This is a genomic window from Maritimibacter alkaliphilus HTCC2654, from assembly GCF_000152805.1.
GTDB classification, from domain to species: Bacteria; Pseudomonadota; Alphaproteobacteria; order Rhodobacterales; family Rhodobacteraceae; genus Maritimibacter; species Maritimibacter alkaliphilus.
This window is the reverse complement of sequence record NZ_CH902578.1, coordinates 2423363-2443722: the sequence shown is the minus strand read 5'-3', so window position 1 is coordinate 2443722 and position 20360 is coordinate 2423363. Positions and strand designations below refer to the sequence as shown.

Annotated in this window: 25 protein-coding genes; 13 read left to right on the top strand and 12 right to left on the bottom strand. The window is 65.7% G+C overall.

Features of this window, described 5'->3' with window-relative positions:
* The 7 genes from RB2654_RS12955 to RB2654_RS12925 all read left to right on the top strand — a co-directional run bounded on the left by RB2654_RS12955 (position 1) and on the right by RB2654_RS12925 (position 6488).
* Positions 1-1248: a nitrous oxide reductase family maturation protein NosD gene (locus RB2654_RS12955; protein ID WP_008332244.1), complete on the top strand. Its 1248-nt coding sequence runs from the start codon at positions 1-3 to the stop codon at positions 1246-1248.
* Complete coding sequence (locus RB2654_RS12950; protein WP_008332243.1) at positions 1245-2153, top strand: ABC transporter ATP-binding protein; 909 nt, start codon at positions 1245-1247, stop codon at positions 2151-2153. The genes RB2654_RS12955 and RB2654_RS12950 overlap by 4 nt, the downstream gene beginning before the upstream one ends.
* Entirely contained in the window at positions 2150-2977 is an 828-nt protein-coding gene (locus RB2654_RS12945) for an ABC transporter permease (protein ID WP_008332242.1), read from the top strand. The genes RB2654_RS12950 and RB2654_RS12945 overlap by 4 nt, the downstream gene beginning before the upstream one ends.
* Entirely contained in the window at positions 2974-3519 is a 546-nt protein-coding gene (locus RB2654_RS12940; protein WP_008332240.1) for a nitrous oxide reductase accessory protein NosL, read from the top strand. Before RB2654_RS12945 ends, RB2654_RS12940 begins: the two co-directional genes overlap by 4 nt.
* On the top strand, positions 3519-4430 hold the full coding sequence (locus RB2654_RS12935) for an FAD:protein FMN transferase (protein ID WP_008332238.1): 912 nt from the start codon (positions 3519-3521) through the stop codon (positions 4428-4430). Before RB2654_RS12940 ends, RB2654_RS12935 begins: the two co-directional genes overlap by 1 nt.
* A gap of 82 nt (positions 4431-4512) precedes the next feature.
* On the top strand, positions 4513-5631 hold the full coding sequence (nirK, locus tag RB2654_RS12930) for a copper-containing nitrite reductase (protein WP_040884840.1): 1119 nt from the start codon (positions 4513-4515) through the stop codon (positions 5629-5631).
* A 71-nt stretch (positions 5632-5702) separates the two neighbouring features.
* On the top strand, positions 5703-6488 hold the full coding sequence (locus RB2654_RS12925; protein WP_008332234.1) for an SUMF1/EgtB/PvdO family nonheme iron enzyme: 786 nt from the start codon (positions 5703-5705) through the stop codon (positions 6486-6488).
* Positions 6489-6491: 3 nt separating this feature from the next.
* Here the strand turns inward: RB2654_RS12925 and RB2654_RS12920 are convergent, their stop codons facing one another.
* The 7 genes from RB2654_RS12920 to RB2654_RS12900 are packed head-to-tail and all read right to left on the bottom strand — an operon-like array spanning position 6492 to position 12082.
* Positions 6492-7184: an NnrU family protein gene (locus RB2654_RS12920; protein WP_008332232.1), complete on the bottom strand. Its 693-nt coding sequence runs from the start codon at positions 7182-7184 to the stop codon at positions 6492-6494.
* The gene (locus RB2654_RS22920; RefSeq protein WP_083783391.1) at positions 7181-7399 is read right to left on the bottom strand and encodes an NnrT protein; all 219 of its coding nucleotides are present in this window, start codon (positions 7397-7399) and stop codon (positions 7181-7183) included. Before RB2654_RS22920 ends, RB2654_RS12920 begins: the two co-directional genes overlap by 4 nt.
* On the bottom strand, positions 7396-7572 hold the full coding sequence (locus RB2654_RS23705) for a hypothetical protein (protein ID WP_008332227.1): 177 nt from the start codon (positions 7570-7572) through the stop codon (positions 7396-7398). The genes RB2654_RS22920 and RB2654_RS23705 overlap by 4 nt, the downstream gene beginning before the upstream one ends.
* A 1-nt stretch (position 7573) precedes the next feature.
* Complete coding sequence (locus RB2654_RS12915; protein WP_008332224.1) at positions 7574-9448, bottom strand: nitric oxide reductase activation protein NorD; 1875 nt, start codon at positions 9446-9448, stop codon at positions 7574-7576.
* Positions 9449-9452: 4 nt separating this feature from the next.
* Complete coding sequence (locus tag RB2654_RS12910; protein ID WP_008332222.1) at positions 9453-10253, bottom strand: CbbQ/NirQ/NorQ/GpvN family protein; 801 nt, start codon at positions 10251-10253, stop codon at positions 9453-9455.
* A complete protein-coding gene (locus RB2654_RS12905) occupies positions 10250-11596 on the bottom strand; it encodes a cbb3-type cytochrome c oxidase subunit I (RefSeq protein ID WP_008332220.1) in 1347 nt (448 codons plus the stop codon). Before RB2654_RS12905 ends, RB2654_RS12910 begins: the two co-directional genes overlap by 4 nt.
* A gap of 33 nt (positions 11597-11629) precedes the next feature.
* Complete coding sequence (locus tag RB2654_RS12900) at positions 11630-12082, bottom strand: c-type cytochrome (protein WP_040884837.1); 453 nt, start codon at positions 12080-12082, stop codon at positions 11630-11632.
* Positions 12083-12204: 122 nt separating this feature from the next.
* Between RB2654_RS12900 and RB2654_RS12895 the strand changes: the two genes are divergently transcribed.
* The gene (locus tag RB2654_RS12895; RefSeq protein ID WP_008332217.1) at positions 12205-12420 is read left to right on the top strand and encodes a DUF1858 domain-containing protein; all 216 of its coding nucleotides are present in this window, start codon (positions 12205-12207) and stop codon (positions 12418-12420) included.
* A gap of 6 nt (positions 12421-12426) precedes the next feature.
* Here RB2654_RS12895 and RB2654_RS12890 read toward each other — a convergent pair whose 3' ends face one another.
* Entirely contained in the window at positions 12427-13122 is a 696-nt protein-coding gene (locus tag RB2654_RS12890) for a Crp/Fnr family transcriptional regulator (protein ID WP_008332215.1), read from the bottom strand.
* A gap of 97 nt (positions 13123-13219) precedes the next feature.
* On the opposite strand from RB2654_RS12890, the gene RB2654_RS12885 reads away from it, so the two are divergent.
* Both RB2654_RS12885 and RB2654_RS12880 read left to right on the top strand, forming a co-directional pair.
* Positions 13220-13645, top strand: a complete 426-nt coding sequence (locus RB2654_RS12885; protein ID WP_008332211.1) for a pseudoazurin — start codon at positions 13220-13222, stop codon at positions 13643-13645.
* A 73-nt stretch (positions 13646-13718) separates the two neighbouring features.
* Positions 13719-14933: an NnrS family protein gene (locus RB2654_RS12880; RefSeq protein ID WP_040885688.1), complete on the top strand. Its 1215-nt coding sequence runs from the start codon at positions 13719-13721 to the stop codon at positions 14931-14933.
* A gap of 52 nt (positions 14934-14985) precedes the next feature.
* Here RB2654_RS12880 and RB2654_RS12875 read toward each other — a convergent pair whose 3' ends face one another.
* The 4 genes from RB2654_RS12875 to RB2654_RS12860 form a co-directional block, all read right to left on the bottom strand.
* Positions 14986-15480: an anthrone oxygenase family protein gene (locus RB2654_RS12875; protein WP_008332206.1), complete on the bottom strand. Its 495-nt coding sequence runs from the start codon at positions 15478-15480 to the stop codon at positions 14986-14988.
* Positions 15481-15543: 63 nt separating this feature from the next.
* Complete coding sequence (locus RB2654_RS12870; protein ID WP_008332204.1) at positions 15544-15972, bottom strand: DUF4345 domain-containing protein; 429 nt, start codon at positions 15970-15972, stop codon at positions 15544-15546.
* A 25-nt stretch (positions 15973-15997) separates the two neighbouring features.
* Positions 15998-16825 (bottom strand): NAD(P)H-binding protein, encoded by an 828-nt coding sequence (locus RB2654_RS12865; RefSeq protein ID WP_008332202.1) that lies wholly within the window; start codon positions 16823-16825, stop codon positions 15998-16000.
* Between the two features lie 109 nt (positions 16826-16934).
* Positions 16935-17939: an AraC family transcriptional regulator gene (locus tag RB2654_RS12860; RefSeq protein WP_008332200.1), complete on the bottom strand. Its 1005-nt coding sequence runs from the start codon at positions 17937-17939 to the stop codon at positions 16935-16937.
* A 167-nt stretch (positions 17940-18106) separates the two neighbouring features.
* On the opposite strand from RB2654_RS12860, the gene RB2654_RS12855 reads away from it, so the two are divergent.
* The 3 genes from RB2654_RS12855 (at position 18107) to RB2654_RS12845 (ending at position 20354) form a co-directional block, all read left to right on the top strand.
* Positions 18107-18436, top strand: a complete 330-nt coding sequence (locus RB2654_RS12855; RefSeq protein WP_008332197.1) for a hypothetical protein — start codon at positions 18107-18109, stop codon at positions 18434-18436.
* Positions 18437-18519: 83 nt separating this feature from the next.
* The gene (locus RB2654_RS12850) at positions 18520-18966 is read left to right on the top strand and encodes a c-type cytochrome (protein WP_008330893.1); all 447 of its coding nucleotides are present in this window, start codon (positions 18520-18522) and stop codon (positions 18964-18966) included.
* A complete protein-coding gene (locus RB2654_RS12845) occupies positions 18966-20354 on the top strand; it encodes a multicopper oxidase family protein (RefSeq protein ID WP_008332194.1) in 1389 nt (462 codons plus the stop codon). Before RB2654_RS12850 ends, RB2654_RS12845 begins: the two co-directional genes overlap by 1 nt.
* Positions 20355-20360: the final 6 nt, after the last annotated feature.

The following is a 20360-nucleotide window of genomic DNA, read 5'->3' as shown; positions in this document are numbered from 1 at the left end:
ATGCGTATCCTGACCCTCATCCTGCTGTCGTTCGCGCTGGCCACTCCCCTTGCGGCGGAGCGGATCGAGGTCGGGCGGGGTCAGGATGCGCTCGCCACTGCTCTGGCCACGGCCCGGCCCGGCGACGAACTGGTGCTGCCCCCCGGCACCTACGCCGGGCCGGTCCTTATCGACCAGCCCCTGACCCTGACCGGGCCGAGTGCCACGATCGAAGGGCCGGGTGACGGCTCGGTCGTGACGATCACCGCCCCCGACGTGACGCTCACTGGACTGTCCGTGTCCGGTGCGGGCGCGAGCCTTGCCGATCTCGACAGTGGCATCCGCCTGCTCAAGGGTGCCGACCGCGCGCGGGTCGAGGGTGTGACCCTCACCGGCAACCTCATCGGTATCGACGTGCACGGCGCGCGCGACGTGATCCTGCGCGGGAACACCATCCAGGGGCGCAACGACCTGCGCGTGGCCGAACGCGGCCCCGGCATCTACGTCTGGAATTCGCCCGGCCTGCTGGTCGAGGACAACATGGTCGCACGCGGGCGCGACGGGGTGTTCATCACCACATCGGACAGAGCCATCTACCGGCGCAACACCTTCACCGAACTGCGCTTCGCCTTTCACTCGATGTATGCGAACCGGATCGAGGTCACCGACAACGTCAGCCGCGACAACGACATGGGCTTCGCCTTCATGTATTCCACGCATCTCACGGTGCACGGCAATCTTTCGACCGGCGACACGAACCACGGCTTCTTCATGAACTTCGCCAACCGCGCCGACCTGTCGGGGAACGAGGTGCGCGACGGCGGCGAGAAATGCCTGTTCATCTACAATTCGAACAACAACAGCTTCACCGCCAACCGGTTTCAGGGCTGCGGCATCGGCGTGCATTTCACCGCCGGCAGTCAGGGCAACGCGATGTCCGGCAATGCCTTTGTCGGGAACCGGACGCAGGTGAAATACGTGGGCACCCGCTGGCTCGAATGGTCCGACGCCGGGCGCGGCAACTACTGGTCCGACCATGTCGCCTTCGACGTGAACGGCGACGGCATCGCCGACAGCCCCTACCGCCCGAACGACGCGGTGGATCAGCTCGTCTGGTCGCAGCCTGCCGCCAAGCTCCTGATGGGCGCGCCCGCGCTGCAACTCCTGCGTTGGTCGCAATCGCGGTTTCCGGGGCTCTTGCCCGGCGGCGTGATCGACAGCCACCCGCTCACCTCACCCGACCTATTGCAATCCGAGGCGTCCCGATGACCGATCCCGTGCTCTCCCTGTCCTCCGTTTCGCTCGCCTATGGCCGCACCCGCGCGGTTGAGGCCGCGTCGTTCGAGGTGGCCCCCGGCGAACGGCTCGCCCTGCTGGGTCACAACGGCGCGGGCAAATCGACGCTGTTCAAGGCGATCCTCGGCTTCATGCCGCTCGCCGGTGGAACCATCCGCGTTTCGGGCCACGCGCCCGGAACCGATGCCGCGCGGCGGGCGATCAACTATCTGCCCGAGGTCGTGACCTTTCCCCGCAGCCTGACGGGCCGCGAAGTGCTGCGCTATTTCACCGGCCTCAGGGGCGAGCCGCGCCGCCAGATCGCGGACCTACTTGAACGGGTCGGCCTGTCGGATGCGGCGGACCGGGCGGTGGGCACCTATTCGAAGGGGATGCGCCAGCGGCTTGGCCTTGCCCAAGCCCTGATCGGCGCGCCGCGCCTTCTGCTGCTCGACGAACCGACAAGCGGGCTCGACCCCGTGTCGCGGCACGATTTCTACGGCGTGATTGCCGAAGCGGCGGGGCGCGGATCGGCGGTCCTTCTGTCGTCGCACGGCCTGGACGAGATCGAGCACAGGACGGACCGGGTAGCGATCCTGTCTCAGGGCCGGATGCGCGCCATCGGAACGCTCGACGCGCTGGCCCGCGAAGCGAACCTTCCGACCCGCCTGCGCGTCACCGCCCGCGAAGGGGCGGCGGACGGGCTTCAGGCGGAATACGGCGGGCGCCGGTTCAACGGCTGCCGGCTCGACATCGATTGCACCGCCGACGCCAAGCTTGACCTCGTCGCCCGGCTCGGGGCCGAGGCGGGGCGGGTCACCGACCTTCAGATGTCGCCGCCCACGCTGGGCGACGTGTACCTGCATTTCTCGAACCTCGACGCGGAGGCGCTGCAATGACCCACCGGATCGCCACCATCTTTGCACAGGAATTCCGGCTGGCCCGCCGCAATCACTGGGTTCTGCTGGCCACCCTGATCCTGACCCTCTTCGCCCTCGCGCTCGGGTTCTTCGGCGCGGGGCAGGGCGCGGGGCTCAAGGCCGACGTGCTGACGCTGACCTCGGCCAGCCTTGCCACCCTGTCGGTCTACCTGATCCCGCTGATCGCGCTTCTGATGTCCTACGATGCTTTCGCGGGCGAGATCGAGCGCGGTGCGCTGGGCCTGACCTTCGCCACCCCCGTCCGGCGGTGGGAGGTGTTCGCAGGAAAGCTGCTCGCCCAAGTGGTCGCGGTCGCCGTGGCCGTGTCCCTGTCGTTCATGCTGGCAGGCGCCGCACTCGCCACCGCCTTCGGCACCTCGCCCGAAGGTCTGTCGGCTTGGGCGCGCCTCGTCGTCTCGGCGGTGGGGCTCGGAGCGGTCTTCGTCGCGGTGGGCCTGATGCTGTCGGCCTTCGCGGCCCGCACCGCGCGCGCCGCCGCCGCCGCGATCGGCACATGGCTGATCCTTGTCGTGCTCTACGATCTCGCGCTTCTGGGCGGGATCATGGCGTCGGGCGATGGGGCGTTCGCGACGCGGGTCTTTCCGTGGCTGGTCGTGGCCAACCCCGCCGATGCCTTCCGGCTCTACAATCTCGCAGCTCTCGACGCGGCCCCGGTCGCCGGGATCGACGGGCTGGCCCGCACACTTCCCTTCCCGCCCGAAACGGGCCTCGCCGCAATCGCTCTCTGGCTGATGGCGGCACTGGCCCTCGGCATCTATCGCACGAAAAGGATCGTCCCATGAAACGCGCATTCATTCTCTTGACCGTCGTCGCATCGCTCACCGCATGTAAGGACGACATCGCCAATGCGCCCGAGCCGGTCGAGATGACCGACGAAGCCCTTGGTCATTACTGCCAGATGTTCGTTGCCGACCACGCAGGCCCCAAGGCGCAGATCCATCTCAAGGGTTATTCGGCGCCTTTGTGGTTCAGTCAGGTCTCGGACGCCGTCGCCTATGTCCATGATCCCGAGCGTGACGCCGAGATCACCGCCATTTTCGTGTCCGACATGGAGCGTGCGGAAAGCTGGGCCATTCCGGGGACTGGGAACTGGATCACCGTGCAGGACGCGATGTTCGTGATCGAAAGCGACCGGCCCGGGGGCATGGGCGTGCCGGAGGTCATCCCGTTCGGCTCGCGCGGCGGGGCCGAGGCCTTCCAACGCGAAAACGGCGGGCAGATCGTCATCTTCGAAGCCGTGCCCGTTGATTATGTTCACCCCGATCTGCCCGTGATGGAAGCGGGCGACATGGGCGGTCGCGACATGCATGGGGGCGTGAACTGATGCGCGCCATGCTTTCCCGGCGACGGTTCCTCGCGATCACCGGGGCGGCCGTGGTCGCGGGCCGGGGTTCCGACGCCGCGCCCGTCGCCCGCTGGCAGGGCCCGGCTTTGGGCACGCTGGCCGAGGTGAGACTGGTCGGGATCGAGACACCGGGGCCGATCTTCGCGGCCATCGAAGCCGAGCTTGGCCGGATCGACCGCTTGTTCTCGCTGTATCGGGCCGACAGCGCACTGGTGCGGCTCAACCGCGACGGCGAACTGGTGCGGCCGGACCCGGCGTTTCTGGAACTTCTGACAATCGCACGCTCGGTCCACCACGCGACGGAAGGAGCATTCGATCCGACGGTGCAGCCGATGTTCGCGCTTTACGCCAAGGCCGCCGCCGAAGGGCGTGCGGCGCAGGCGGGCGACATCGAGACTGTGCAACACGCGGTCGGGTTCGATCGCGTGACGTTCGACGCGCAAGCGGTACGGTTCCTGCGCCCCGGTATGGCGATGACCCTGAACGGGATCGCGCAGGGATATGCCTCGGACAGGATCGCGGCGCTGCTGCGCGCACAGGGACTTCGGGACGTGATGGTCAACGCGGGCGAAGTGATGGCGATGGGGCAGGGGCCGACTGGCCCCGGCTGGTCGGTGCGCTTGCCGGGGACCGAGATCCGCTTGCGCGACCAAGCGGTCGCCACGTCGCACAGGATGGGCACCCAGATCGACCCGTGGCGCGGTATCGGCCATATCTTCGACCCCAGCGGGCGTGACCGGGGGCGCGATTCCTTTGTCTCGGTCGTTCACGACAGCGCCGCCATTGCGGACGCGATTTCGACGGCTTCGATAGTAATGGAAAACAAACTACTGAAATCATTCGATAGTTTTGGGGCAAAAATTCTGCTCGCCGACGCGAAAACGCTCTGAACTTTGCGCTTGATCAATATTCGACTTCGGCCGGTCGCTACAAAGGTCTCAACAGCAGCACTTACACCAAAGGAGTTAAAAGATGCTGACTCGTAGAGCCGCCCTGTTCGGAGCCGCCGGTATTGCCGCCGCGCCCCTGATCGCCACTGCCGCCAAAGCGGAAGAAGCCATGACCCCGGTTGCGGCTCCTGTCGATCTGTCGAAGCTGAAGCGCATCAAGCGCGAACTGGTCGCGCCGCCGTTCGTTCACGAACACGAACAGGTCGCCCCCGGCGAACCGCGCATCGTCGAATTCGAGATGCCGATCATCGAAAAGGAAATTCAGGTCGCCGATGACGCGTGGCTTCAGGGCATGACCTTCAACGGGTCGATCCCCGGTCCGCTCATGGTCGTGCACCAGGACGACTATGTCGAACTGACGCTCATCAACCCGGCCGAGAACATGATGCAGCACAACATCGACTTCCACGCCGCGACCGGCGCGCTGGGCGGTGGTGCTCTGACGCTGGTCAGCCCCGGCGAACGCACGGTGCTTCGGTTCAAGGCGACCCGTCCGGGGACCTTCGTCTACCACTGCGCCCCCGGCGGCCCCATGATCCCATGGCACGTCGTGTCCGGCATGGTCGGTGCCATCATGATCCTGCCGCGCGAAGGCCTGTCCGATCACAAGGGCAATCCCGTCACCTACGACAAGGTTTTCTATGTCGGTGAGAACGACTTCTACATCCCGAAGGATGAGAACGGGAACTACAAGCGGTTCGAGGATGTCGCGGAAAGCTATCCCGAGACCGAAGAGCTGATGAACGGCCTGATCCCGAGCCACGTGGTGTTCAATGGGGCCGTGGGCGCACTGACTGGCGAGAATGCGATGACGGCCAAAGTGGGCGATCGCGTGCTGATCGTGCACAGTCAGGGCAACCGCGACACGCGCCCGCACCTGATCGGTGGACACGGTGACCTCGTGTGGGAAGCGGGCAAGTTCAACAACGTGCCCGACCGCGATCTCGAGACCTGGTTCATCCGGGGTGGGTCCGCCGGTGCTGCGCTCTACGAGTTCCTGCAACCGGGCATCTACGCCTACGTGAACCACAACCTGATCGAGGCGGTGAACCTTGGCGCAACGGCGCACTTCAAGGTCGAAGGTGACTGGAACAACGACCTGATGGAACAGGTCGTCGCCCCGACCGAAATCGTGGGCTGACCCGTTCACCACTCACGAAACATGGGGGGCGGCCGCAGACGTGGCCGCCCCTTTGCGATGGGAGAGAGCTGATGACACCCTTCATGACCATGCCCGCGCTGCTTCTGGCCGGACTTTTCGGCCTCTTCGGGGACGACACGCCCAAGATGGACAGCCCCGAAACGGTGTCCGTCCCGTCGGGCGAGGTTGCGTTTCGCCCCTTCGGCAGCTTCAGCTATCAGGGCAAGACCCATACGCCCGCCCCGGTGCCGACGCAGGTGCGCGCTTTCGAGATCATGAAGTATCAGGTCACGCGCAGCGACTTTGCGGCCTGTGTCGCGGACGGGGTCTGCGCGGCCGAAGTCGTGACCGAAAGCAACCAGCCGCAGACCCACGTGAACTTCCACGACGCCGAGGTTTATGCCGCCTGGCTGTCCGAACGAACCGGCGTGACGTGGCGACTGCCGACCGAGCCGGAGTGGCAGCGTGCCGCTGCCGAACGTTACGGCGATGCGACCCCGGAGGATGAGGACTACCTCGATCCCGGCCAACGGATGCTGGCGCAATACGAACGCGGCATCCTGCTGCGGGGGTCCGCGAGTTCGGCGTTGCGCCCCGCTGGCGGGTTCGGGGAAAATTCGATGGGCGTGGCCGATCTGTCAGGCAACGTCTGGGAATGGACGTCCGGTTGCATGGAAAACGGAACCTTGGACGCCGAGGGGCAGGTTGTCGCGAGCGAGCCCTATTGCACCGTCCGGGTCGCAGGGGGTCGCCACCGCGCGGCGATCATCGACTTCGTGCGCGATCCGCAGGTCGGCGGCTGCGCGGTCGGCTTGCCGCCCGATTACCTTGGGTTCCGGTTGGTGAAGGACGGCTGAGGGCTACGGCAGGGGCGAGACACCGATCACCGCGGTATGGCCCAGCAGCAGGGCTGCCCAAAGGATGATCCCGATGGCGGTGCGCTTCACAAGGCGCCCGCCGTTTCTTTTGCGCCAAGAACGGTTGGCGAGGGGTGCGAGTGAGAATAGGCCTGTCGCCCGGAAAAAGGCGGGCGCGGTGTCCGGCCCAAAATGCGCCTGTGCGCGGGCGTCGAAAATCGGGATCGCGGCCAGCGCGAGTGCTGCGAAAAGACCGAACAGGATGACGTGGGCGAGGTCGCCGTTGGGGACCAGATGCGCAAGCGACCAGAGCGCGAGCGCCAGAAACAGCGGATGACGCGAGATCGCGGCGAAACCGGGGTCCGCAGGGTCGAAGACCGCCTGTCGCCTGCCGCCCAGCGTGAAGGGCTGCGCGATCCCGATGCCGTTCACGATCAACACCGCCGCAAGCGGCATCAAAAGGTTGGGGGCCCAGCGCATCCACGGCGCCTGCGGCCAGACCTCTACAAACGGGGCGCGCCCGGCCGCCACGATGACCCAGACCAGAAGGGCGAGGGACAACAAGCCATAGACCGAAAAATACGCCCGGCGCCCGACCCGCCCGATCAGCCGGCCGCGCAGGTCACCGATGCGCGGGACGAAATGGCTCGCAGTAAAGGCCACGAGGGCGAGGGTGTATTCGGTCCAGCCGGTCATCTCTCCGCCTGATCTATCAGGCGTTCGATGTGGCGTGCAAATGCGCGGGCTGCGGGCAGACCCAGAGCTGCGCCGCCAAGCACCGACCAGTATGGGCTCAAGACGGGCAAACCGACCCAGCTTCCCAGAAGAGACAGGAAAAACAGGTTCACCGCCGCTGCGCCCGCCGCAAAGGGATAGATCGCAGCGACCAGACGGGGCGAGGGGCGTTTCATCGGCGGCTCACCAGCATCTGAACCGCGACGAGCGCGGCGATCAGCGCGACCGAGGCCACGAGGAACCAGAACTCGGCCACATCCGTCTGCGCCTGCGGAACCGGGCGCTCGAAGCTGGCGGCAAGCAGGGGGTCGGGAAGCAGCGCGGCGGCGGCGAACAGGATGCGTTTCATGTCAGGTCTCCATCGTGAGCGTTTGGTAAATGTCTGGAAGCGCACGCGGCAGACGGTCGGCGTGCGGCAGAAGCGTGAAACCGGAACGCCCGAAGATCCGCGCGAACCAGTCCTGCCCATCGGCGTCTATGATGACGCCATGCACCGCCTGCCCCGATGCGCTGGCTTCGCGCACCGCCATGCGGCTGTCTTCGATCCCGTGCTGACCTTCGTAGTGGTCGAGATCGTTGGGTTTGCCATCGGTGAGGACAAGCAGCAGTCGCCGCGCAGCCCCTTCATCGGCCAGTTGCGCCGAGGCGTGGCGGATCGCGGCCCCAAGCCGAGTGTAGTGACCCGGTCGGAACCCGCCGATGCGCGCGGTCACCTCGCCGCTCATGTCTTCGTCGAAATCCTTGGCCCGGTGCAGGAACACGCGGTCGCGGCGCAGCGAGGAAAAGCCCCAGATCGCAAGCCGATCCCCCGCCGTGTCGATGCCCGCAGCCAGCGCCGCAAGGGCCTCGCGCCCGACGTCGATCACCGAACGGTCGCCAATGTGCGCCTCGGTCGAGCGCGAGCAATCCATCAGGATCGCGACCGACAGATCACGGGCCATCGGGCGGGCGGACTGCCAGATGCGGTCGCTGCCCTCATGCCCCGCGACGATGTCGGCACGGCTCGACACCACCGCGTCGAGGTCGAGGTCATCGCCGTCCAACTGGCGCGGCAGGATCACCCGGCGCGGGTTGAGCGGCGCGAACTGCCGTTTGACCCGCGCGACGAGGCGCGGATCGGGCACGTAGCCGGTCGCAGGTTCGCCGGGCGCGTCCAGAACGCGGGTATGGTCGGCCATGTAATCGCCGGTGCGGCGGTTCCATTCGGGATATGTGAACGTGCCGGCGAGCCGTTCGTGGTCGGCATCCTGCGGCGACAGGTCGAGCGAGAGGCGCAGACGGGTCGCCGCGCGTTTCGAGTTCTGCGACAACGTGATCTGGTCCTGATCGTCCGCCGCTTTCTGCGCGTTTTCATCGTCGTCATCCTCGACCATCCGGTTGAGGTTCAGGCTTTCGGCCCAGGACAGGATCGCCTCGAAACGGTGAACGATGAAGCTGTCGCGGCGGTCGGCCTGATCGCGGTCCTCGCGCTGGGCGGCCTTGCGCCCCTTCATCTCGGGCGCAGGCGTGGCGGGGGCGGGTTCGTCCCCGGCGGCACCCTTGCCCGGTGCGCGGTGCGTCAGGCGCAGCCAGATCGGAACCGGAGCATAAGGGCGATACCCACGCGGGGCGGCGCAGAAAAGACACTCATCGCTGTCGTGCCCGCCTGCGAGTTGTCCGGTGATGATGGCCTCGACGCCCGCTTCGCAGGACGGCAGACCGCTTCTTTTGCGTGTCACCCGGATATGGGTGCACATCTCGGCATAGGCGCTTCGCAGCCCCGGACAGGCGGCATAGGCGCGGTCGGCGGCCAGCGCATTCGCGGCGATCTCGGCCCGGTCGCGTGCGAGCGGGTCATAATGGGGGCGCGGCAGGGCGACAAAGGCGGCGACGGCGGCGAGCCAGAGGTAGGCCGCGCGATTGAGCCGCGCGTCGGGAAAGACATCCATCACGGGCGGCAGACCAAGCCGGTCGCCGTCGAAACCCGCAACGTGTTCGCGGGGGCGCGTGCCGCCCAGCCTGCGCGCCCCGGCGATCCGGTGGGCCGAAGGCGTGGCGGCGACCGGGCCGATCTCGACCCCCGCGCCGCCGCCCAAGGCGCGATAGAGCGTGGCGATGCTGGCCTGCATCGTGTCCAGCGTCACCGCAGCCCCGGCATGGGTCGCGTCGGCACCCGGCCGCGTGACCATGCCGTGCCACAGCGTGCCCACGGCCTCTTCCGGTTCAAGGAAGTCGCGCATCTTCATGGCGTCACCCGTATACGCTGGCCGTGAGGTCGCGCAGTGCCTGCTGCACGTCCGGTTCGTCCGACAGCGGCTCGACGATGGCCGCCTCGATGGCGTCGTCGCTGCGCATACCGCCCGCGATCAGCGTCCCGGCATAGATCAGAAGCCGGGTGGAAACGCCTTCCTCCAGATCCATGCCCGACAGCTTGCGGATATGCCCCGCCAGCCGGACCAGAGCGCCCGCCCGGTCCGTGTCCAGCCCGGCCTCGCGAGCGACCACGCCGGTTTCCAGATCAGGCTCGGGGAAATCGAACCCGATCGACAGGAACCGTTGCCGGGTCGACGGCTTCAGCTTCTTCAGCACGTTCTGGTAGCCTGGGTTGTAACTCGCCACCAGCATGAAGGACGCGGGCGCGACCAGTTCCTCGCCCGTCCGGTCGATGACCAGCCGACGCCGGTCGTCGGTCAGCGGGTGCAGCACCACGGTCACGTCCTTGCGCGCCTCCACCACCTCGTCGAGATAGCAGATCCCGCCCTCGCGCACAGCGCGGGTCAGCGGCCCGTCGACCCAGACGGTTTCGCCGCCCTTGATAAGGTAACGCCCGATCAGGTCGGCCGCCGACAGGTCGTCGTGACAGGCGACGGTGTGCAGCGGCAGGCCCAGACGCACCGCCATATGTTCGACGAAGCGCGTCTTGCCGCAGCCGGTCGGCCCCTTCAGAAGAAGGGGCAAACCGTTTTCATGGGCCGTCTCGAACAGCTCGCACTCGCTTGCGTGCGGGCTGTAGAACGGCAGGTCGGGGGTCATGTCCAGGGTCATGGTCATTCCCCCGCCTGCGCCACGATCGGGCCGGGCTGGATCAGCTCGCGCCGCACCATGACCAGCGATTGGATGAACAGGATCGCACCCAGCACCACCGCCACACCAGAGCCGAAGCGCATGATGTAGAACAGGTCGAGCTGATCCTGCACGTCCATGTAATACTCGCCGAGGATCCGCTGCATATGCGTCTGGATCGTGCCCGCGAAGGTCAGCGTGAAGGTCATGAACGCCATGCCGCCGGTCATCAGCCAGAAGGACGCCATGTTGAGCACCTGATTATAGGGCGCACGTTTGCGCAGCTGCGGCATCGCATAGGTGAACATGGCGAGGTTCAGGGCCACATAGGCGCCATAGAACGCGAGGTGCCCGTGCGCTGCCGTGATCTGCGTGCCGTGGGTGTAGTAGTTCACCCCGTGCAGCGTGTGCAGGAAGCCCCAGACGCCCGCGCCGAAAAAGGCGACTGTGGACGACCCCAGCGACCACAGAAGCGCGGCCTTGTTCGGGTGGTTGCGGCGGCCCTTCCAGACCATGACGAAGGCGAAGGTCATCATGGCGAAGAACGGGATCACCTCGAGCGTCGAGAAGATCGAGCCGACCCACTGCCAGTATCCCGGCGTGCCGATCCAGTAGAAGTGGTGGCCGGTGCCGAGAATGCCCGAGAACAGGGCCAGCGCCACGATGACGTAGAGCCACTTCTCGATCACCTCCCGGTCCACGCCCGTGAGTTTCAGCATCAGGAAGCCGAGGGTCGCCGCCATGACCAGTTCCCAGGTCGCCTCGACCCACAGGTGCACGACCATCCACCAGTACATCTTGTCGAGCGACAGGTTGTCCGGGTTGATGAACGCGAAGACCCACAAGAGGCACAGAAGCCACAGCCCCATGAGCAGGATATTGGTGATCGCGGTCTTGCGGCCCGCCAATGCGGTCAGCGAGATATTCACGAGGAAGATCACCGCCGCGACCAGGATGCCGAACTTGACCCAAAGCGGCTGTTCAAGGAACTCGCGCCCGCCATGGATGCCGACGAGATAGCTTCCCACCGCGCCCAGCGTGCCCACCAGCAGGATGATGAGCTGGATATAGGCGAGCTTGGTCGAGAACAGCTCGCGCTCGGCCTCCTCGGGGACGAGGTAGTAGGCCGCGCCGAAGAAGCCCAGGAGCAGCCAGACGATCAGGGCGTTGGTGTGGATCATCCGCACGATGTTGAACGGCAGTAGTTCGGACAAGGTGTTGGGCGAGACATAGATCCAGCCCGCGAGAAGCCCGCCCAGCACCTGAATGGCGAACAAGGCGAGAGCGGCGAAGAAGTAGTATTTCGCCACGGATTGAGATTGGTATTTCATGTGCTTTCTCCGATTGCGCGCGTCGCGCTTGGCTTAGCCCGCGTCGTTCGGCGGCCAGTTCTGGGTGTTGGTCTGATCGGCCCACCGCAGGAATTCCGCGAGGCCGCGCATCTCTTCGTCGGTGATTTCGAAGTGTGGCATCTGGCGGCGGCCCTCGATCCCCGACGGCTGCGCCTCCATCCATCCTTTCAGGATGTCGAACGCGCCTTCGGGGTCGTCCGCGACGCCCCAGCGGGTCATCACATTGCCGACCTCCGGCGCGAAATAGGCGCCTTCGCCGTGCAATGTGTGGCAGTTGATGCAGGAGTTGCGCTCCCACACTTCCTTGCCCAGCCGCACCTCTTCGGTGATCGGTGCGCCTGCGGTCGAGGTTTTGACGATAAAGCGATGGCTTTGCGCCGTGAGGGCCACGAACACGACGACGAAGAAGATACTCCCCCCGTAGAAGACGTTCCTGGCCCGTGATTTCGTGAGTATGTCTGACATGTCACGGTCCCGTTTGTTGGTGTCGATGCACCTGACCTACCGGGCGCGACCGTGCCGCTTGTTGTGGAAACGCAAAGTTACGCGCGATTGGATCGGGCAGGGTGCCGGGAAAGGAGCCCGACATGCCCAGACGCCCCCGCTTCGACGACCCGGACCTGCCCCTGTCCACCCTGTTCGGTGAATGGCCGGATATGGTGGAGGTGTTTCTGGCCAAGCAGATGCTGTGCCCCGGCTGCCCGGTGGCCCCGTTCCACGCGATCACCGATGCCTGTGAGGAATACGAACTGGATGAAGAGGTGTTTCGCGCCGAGTTGCGGCGGGCGGCGCGGTTGCCCTAGTCCGGCCTAGCCCTGCGCGCCGGACAGCAGCACCAGCTCATGCGGGTTCGTCACGATGATATGCTTGCGCCGTGACGCGACCACGCCATCCTTTTCCCATGCCGACAGAAGCCGGCTGACGGTGTGCAGCGTCGTCCCGGTCATGTCCGAGATATTCTGCCGTGTGATCGGAAACCCGATCTCGATCCCGTCCTCGGTGCGCCGCCCGCTTTGGTTCATCATGCGAAGCACGGCGCAGGCCACCCGTTTCTCGACCGCCTGAGTCGCCATTTCGGTCAGCGTGGTCTGGATTTCACCAAGCCTGCGGCCCAGCGTCTTGTAGCTTTCGGTCGCGAAGCCTTCGTAGGTCTTCGTGAACTCGTCCCACAGGGTCATCGGCCATGACAGGGCGATGGATTCCGCCGCGGCGATGGCCGTCGCCGGATAGGTGTCGCGCTGAAGCGCCCGCGCGATGCCAAAGAGCTGACCGGGCGCGATGTGCAGGACGATGATCTCTTCCCCGCCTTCGGTCGACCGGATCACGCGCAGGTAGCCATCGAGCAGAAGATAGAACCGCTCTGCATCGTGGCCCTCGCTGAAGATCGCCATGCCCTCGTCATACCGGCGCGACGAGGCCTGACTCAGGATATCGCGGATCTGTCCCCGCTCCAGACGGCTGAAGGGCGGAAGATCGGCAAGAAGGCTTTCGTCGAGCTTGGCCAAAATAGCTCCGGAAGTTTGTCGAAGTGCAATGTTCGATCTCTGGAAGTAACGGAAAAGGCCGTCAGACGAAATAGGAATACACCGAAAGGAAAGACCGATGAAACGCCTCCTGATCTCTGCCGCGCTCGCCCTTCTGGCCGGGGCCGCCTCTGCCGAAACCATCGAAATTCAGATGCTGAACAAGGGTGACGACGGCGCGATGGTGTTCCAGCCCGCATTCGTGCAGGCCCAGCCCGGCGACGTGATCCACTTTGTCGCGACCGACAAGGGGCACAATGTCGAAAGCATCGAAGGGATGCTTCCCGAGGGCGTCGAAGCCTTCAAGACCAAGTTCAACGAGGATTTCGAGATGACCGTCGATGCCGAAGGCGTCTACGGCGTGAAATGCACGCCGCACTACGGCATGGGCATGGTCGCCCTGATTCAGGTGGGCGAAGCCGTCAATCTCGATGACGCCGCCGACGTGCAGCAGAAAGGCAAATCCAAGGGCCGCATGGCCGACCTGATCGCACAGGTTCAGTGACGTCCAGTCCCTTCGTCACTGTCACTGAAAGGGCGGCGCCATGCGTCGCCCTTTCGACCTCAAGGAGCATCCCATGGCAAACGGCAAAACATATACCGGCCCCGCGATTCTGTCCGCCGGGTTCCGCCCCTTTTTCCTGCTGGCCTCCGGTTTCGCCGCATTGGCGGTGGCGGTCTGGCTTGCGATATGGACGGGCTTCATCACGCTCTCGTCGGACTTTTCGCCCGTCGACTGGCACGTCCATGAGATGATCTTCGGCTACGGCGCGGCGGTGGTGGCCGGGTTTCTGTTCACCGCCGTTCCGAACTGGACCGGACGCCTGCCGACACGCGGAATGCCACTGGCGGGGCTGGCGCTGGTCTGGCTTGCCGGACGGCTCGCCTCCGCCGGCCTGTTGCCGCTCGGTCCCGTTGCCGTGCTCGGCGTCGATCAAGCCTTTTTGCTGCTTGTCGGGGCGATGATCGCGCGTGAAATCGTGGCCGGGCGTAACTGGCGCAACCTGAAGGTGCTGGTGCCGGTCACCCTGTTCTGGGTTGCGAACCTCGCCTACCACGTCGAAGCGATGACCACGGGGTCGGCATCCTCCGGGCACCGGATCGGCATCGCGATCCTGATCTTTCTCATCATGCTGATCGGGGGCCGGATCATTCCCAGCTTCACGCGAAACTGGCTCGTGAAACAGGGCGGCACGCGGCTTCCCGTTCCGTTCGACCGCTTCGACGGGTTCGCCATTCTGACGGCCGTGATCGCGCTTGCCTTCTGGGTCCTTCAGATCGAGGGACCGATCGCAACGATCCTCCTCGGCTTCGCGGGGTTCGTGCAACTGGCCCGCCTGACGCGCTGGCGGGGTGAGCGGACGTTGCGTTCACCCCTCCTTTTCATGCTTCACGTCGCATACGGCTTCATCCCCGTGGGCTTCCTGTCCGCCGCCCTGTCTGCAGCGGGAGTCGTCAGCGCGGCGGCAACGCTTCACCTGTTCGGGGCGGGTGCCGTGGGCGCCATGACCGTCGCCGTCATGGTCCGGGCGACGCTGGGTCACACCGGCCGCGATCTTGTCGCCGGGCCGGTCGCGACCGGGGCATTCGTCGCCCTGACGCTCGCGACCCTGTTGCGCGTCATCGCCGAAGTCGATGGCGTGAACCGTGACGTGTTCGTCGAAAGCGCAGGCATCCTCTGGGTCTGCGCCTTCGCCTTTGTGGCGGGGAAAATCTGCCTTGCGGTAACCTCCGACAAGCCCCGGCGCAAACGCCCGTCCTCGGCGGCCGGTCATGGTGACCAAGGACGATGACGGTGCGGCGTGCGGGACGACGGGTCAGGCCTTGTCCGCACGCCGTAGACCGTCAAGAACCCTGCGACTGCGCCGCCCAGACGAGCGAGAACAGAAGCAGGGCCGCCGAAAGCCCGCACGCGACGGTGCGGACGGTGTTCCAGAAGGTCCAGCGGGGCAGATAGGTCCGGGTCCAATAATCCACGGTCTTCTTTTCCGAGGCGTCCATACCCGCCAAGGCTTCGTTCATCGGCACATTGAAGGCCACGGTCACGCCGAAGCATCCGACGAAATAGATCAGACCTGCCAGCACCATGACGGTTCCCGGCCCGTGACCGACTCCGATCGCGCCATAGGCCGCGAGCAGCAGGGATACGGGGGCCAGCCCGAGGAAAAGCACCATGAAGGCCCAGTGAAAGACTTCCCGATTGATGGCCTGCATCGTGTCGACGCCATCCGTCTGGGCAAGGGACCGCATGATGAAATCCGAGAAAGCGAGGAAGACGCCACCGACCAGCGCATATGCGAGGACGGCGAGATGGGCGAGATAGAGGATAAGGGGTGACATCGGGATTGGTTCCTGTGTTTGGGGCGGCGGCGGGGCGGTAAGCGCCACGCCACCGCAGCAAGATCAGTTCGGGGTTCGTGCCGGGGTGTGGCGTTGGGCGGCGGGCCGAAGGCGCTGTCGGAACGCCGCGAGACAAAGCGCGGCGATGAGCAGTTCGAAGACGAGCGCGCCGACAAGGCTGCCGGAGGGCATCCCGTCCACCGCGATCCCGACCAGCCGCCCGACCGGGAAGGCGATGAAAACGGTCAGCGCCGACACGATGGCGGGCAAGAGCATCGGCTGCCGCCAGATGCCCACCAGCATCACAAGGCCGAACCCGGCAAGCCCGGCGCCGGGTGCGCGCAGTTCGCTCAACAGACTGGCATCGTCGCCAAGGGCGATACCGTAACTGGCGTAAAAGGAACGGGGCGCGAACAGGATGAAAGCGCCGATGGTCAGGGCGGCAAGGCCCGAGAGGCCGAGCGCCGCTTTTTCGAATGGGGTGGTCGTCATGTCTTTGTCCTTTCGTGCGATGGTCTCAGGCCGCGTTCGTCCACGCGCCCATTCGGGCAGCCGCGCGTGCGAAATCGGCGAAGTCGCGGGGGGACCGGCCAAATGCCCGCGTCACGCCGTCGGCGGTGCGGGCATTGCGCCCGTCCAGCGTCTCGCGTGCGATAGCGGTGAAGACGTCGGCGACGAATGATCCCCCGGCTTCCGCGATGGTCTCGTGGAAGGCGTCGAAACTGATCGGGATATGGCGGATGTTTCGCCCGGTCGCGCGCGAGAGCTCGCCCGCCATGTCCGCGAAAGACATCAGACGTGGCCCCGTCACTTCGTAGAGTTCGCCCCGGTGCCCGTCTTCGGTCAGCGCCGCGACCGCGACGTCCGCGATGTCGTCGATGTCGATGATCGGCTCGACCACGTCGCCATCGGGCATGGGCAGGACCCCGGCAAGGATCGGATCGCGCAGATAGCCTTCCGAAAAGTTCTGGGCGAACCACGCGGCCCGGACGATGGTGAAATCGACACCGGACCCCCGCACCACATCTTCGCCCAGCCGCGCGTGATGTTCGCCGCGACCGGAAAGCAGCACGAGGTGTTCGACCTCGACGTCACGCGCCGTTTCGCACAGGGACTCCAGCTTCTCGACCGCACCGGGGAAGGCGAGATCGGGGAAATAGGTGACATAGGCGGCACGCGCGCCGCGCAGGGCCGGAGCCCATGTCTCGGGCGCGTCCCAGTCGAAGGGCGTGACGGAATTGCGCGCGCCGCGCCGCACTGCAACGCCGCGCGCTTCGAGGCGGCTGGCGACACGACGGCCGGTCTTGCCGGTCGCGCCGATCACGAGGATGGGTTTGTCTTGCATCGGAAATCTCCTTGGCTTGGGTTTCGGTAGCCAAGGGATAGGCGCGTGGATGCAGCGGGGTATTGACCGGCAAGGCCATGTTATTGACCCGCGCCGCCATCGCCGCCGATCAGCGGAGCGACAGATCCTTGCGATAACTCGCGGGCGTCGTGCCGACCCAGCGTTTGAACGCGCGGGTAAAGGCGCTTTGTTCTGAGAACCCGGTCAGAAACGCGATTTCGGCCAAGGTATGACTTTCATCCCGCAAAAGCCCTTCGGCAAGATCGCGGCGCGTCTCTTCGGTGAGGCCCTGAAAATTCATCCCATGCTCGGACAGGCGCCGATGAAAGGACCGCGCACTCAGCCCAAGGCCGCGCGCGATCTCGGCCATCCTCGGCGCGCCCTCGCTCAGGGCCTGCACGATGGCCGCCTTGGCCTGCGTCACGACTTCCGGTTCGCGGGTGATCTGCGAAAGCTCCGCGTCGAGATGCGTGGTGAGATATTGCGATATCCCCTCGTCGCCCAGAATGTTGGGCCGCGAGAGCGCCTCGTCCGCGTAAAGGATCGCGTCGAGTTCGGCCCCGAAACGCACCGGGCAACCGAACCAATCCTCATGCGCGGCGACATGCTGCGGGGCGGGATGGCGGACCAGCAGTTCCATCGGGGCGAGCGGCACGGGGCAGACCTGCCGCGCGATGGACACCGCGCTCGCAAGCGTCGCCTCGTTCGACAGCCGCATCCCAAGGCGTCGTTCGCCGTCGCGATGCAGGGTGAAAAGCGTGCCGCCGACCGCCGGCCGCAGTTCGTATTCGACGACGCTGGTCCAAAGCCGCGCGTAGCGTTCCACCCGCGCATAGGACGCGCCAAGGGTCGTGGCGGCCTTGAACGCCAGACCCAGCGCGCCGTATTCGTCGAGCCGCATGGAAGCACCCACGCGCACCGGAAGGTCGGTGACGTCGATCCGGTCGGCGATCCTTTCGAGCATGTCGTAATAAAGCTCGGCGGGAACCATCTGCCCGGCGTCCGGTGCGCTATCGGGAGTGATCCCGACATGGGCCAGCATTTCCGCGGCGTCGACAGCATCGCCGGCCGCAGCGACCACCTTGCGTGCGAAAAGCGACGTCACATACCCCATGCCCGCTATCCTACGGCGCGTATGGGATACCGCCAAGCTTACCGGGTCCGCACGGAATGGCGCTCGGCACCCTCACGTTTCCGGGCCTCCGCTTGCGTGGCCGGGTCCGAGCTTTTACACTGTCCCACAGGCTTCGCCGTTCCCGTTCTTCGCCTCGAAAGGCCCGCATGTCATTCGCCAAGGTCATCGTCATGACGCTCATCCTTGCGTTGGCCGGCGCGTCGGGCGTCACGATGAACATGGGCGAGATGCACGATCCTGCGGCAACCTCCGCAAAGGCGCATTGCGACGCCTGCCCCGAGACGGCAGAGATCGGCATGGCGAAGGCGCATGTCGGAGCCTGTGCGAACGGGGCGAGCTGCATGTTGAATGCGGTGGAAGCGGTGCAACTGCCCGTCGTGCTCATCCGCGTCGCGCGGGATTGGAGAAGCCTACCACCCGATACCGCCTTCGTCTCGACCACCCCCCAACTCGATCTGCCGCCTCCGCGCGCCTGAGGCTGTTCCCTTTGTCATCCATCGGGGCCACCCGATGACCCCGACCCGCGCAGTTGCGCGCGAACAGTTCGATCGAGAGTCACATGAACAAACCCCTGCTACTGGCCGTTCTGGCCGCCGCCGTCCTTGGCGGTATCTACGTCGTCACCCGTCCCGGCACATCTGCCCAAGACACCACCACCAGTGCGGTCGCCGAACCTGCCGAAGGCGACCCCATCGTCACCGTCACCCTTCCGCAAACGCTCTCCGACCAAGCCCAGATGGGCGAGCGCGGATTCAACGCGGTCTGCGCCGATTGCCACGGCGAAAACGCGCAGGGCAAGATGGGGTTCGGTCCGCCGCTGGTGCACAAGATCTATGAGCCGTCCCATCATGCCGACATGGCGTTCCAACTGGCGGTCCAGAACGGCGTCACCGCGCACCACTGGAAATTCGGCAACATGCCTCCGCAAGAGGGGCTGACCGGTGCGGATGTGCAGGCGATCACGGCTTACGTTCGTGAACTGCAACGCGCGAACGGGATCGAGTGATGGAACGCTTCAACCTTTCCCGTCGCGGTTTCTGTGCCGGGGGCGTTGCGGCGTTCAGCGTCCGCCCGACATGGGCCGCCGCGCCCGATGACCTGACCGCGCGCAAAGCCCGCGTCCAGCTTGCCCCGGACGGCTACCCGATGACCGAGGTGTGGTCGTATGACGGAATGCTGCCGGGGCGAACGATCCGCGTCGGACAGGGCGAACGGGTCACCCGCCGTCTGGTCAACGACCTCGACGTGCCGACATCGATCCACTGGCACGGCATCCGCATCGACAACGCGATGGACGGCGTAGCTGGCCTGACGCAGGATGCGGTGCCGCCCGGCCACACCTTCGACTATGACTTCGTGGCGCCGGATGCCGGAACCTACTGGTATCACGCGCACACCAATTCGATGGAGCAGGTGGCGCGCGGCCTGTCCGGGCCGCTGATCGTGGAAGAAGCCCAAGCGCCCGAAGTGGACGCGGACAAGGTTCTGATGCTCGACGACTGGCTGATCGACCCGGACAGCGGCCAGTTCTTCGATGACTTCGATCAGCCCATGGCCCTGTCCCATGCCGGGCGCATGGGCAACCTGATCGGGACCAACGGGCAGTATCAACTGGAGCTGCCCGCACAGTCCGGCGCGCGCCTTCGGCTGCGCCTCATCAACGCGGCCAACGCGCGGATTTTCGTGCTGCGGCTTCGGGGGCTTTCGGGCTGGTCGGTCGCGCTCGACGGGATGCCGCTTGCCGCCCCGGAACCCGTGATGGACGAGATCATCCTCGCCCCGGCGCAGCGGATCGACCTGATCGTCGACGTGACCGCGCCGGAGGGCGAAACCGCCGCGCTGCTTCGCCTCGACGATGACGACCAGTGGCGCGCTCAGGTCGCTTTCCCGGTGCAGGGAGCGCGGTCCGGCCCCCGTCGCGAACGCCCGGCGCCATTGCCCCCCAATCCCAATACGGCGCTGCCCGACCTGACGGGTGCGCGGTCGCTCGACATGGTCATGGAGGGCGGTGCGATGGGGCGGCTCGGCATGGCCCGTTATCAGGGCCGCGACATGGGGTTTCGCGATCTTGTGGGGCAGGGCCAGTTCTGGTCGCTCGCCGGACAGGTCGGGATGAGCGACGAACCCTTCGCCGAACTCGAACGCGGCGAGGTCGTCCGGCTGCGGATCGAAAACCGGACCGTGTTCGCCCATGCCATGCACCTGCACGGGATGCACTTTCGCAAGGTCGCGGCGGATGGAACCCTCGGCCCCTTGCGCGACACCATCCTGAGTATCCCCGAGGAACCGCTCGAAATCGCCGTCTCGGCCGACAATCCGGGCAAGTGGTTGTTCCACTGCCACATGCTCGGACACGCCAGGAGTGGTATGACCACCTGGATCGACGTGACCTGAACCCAA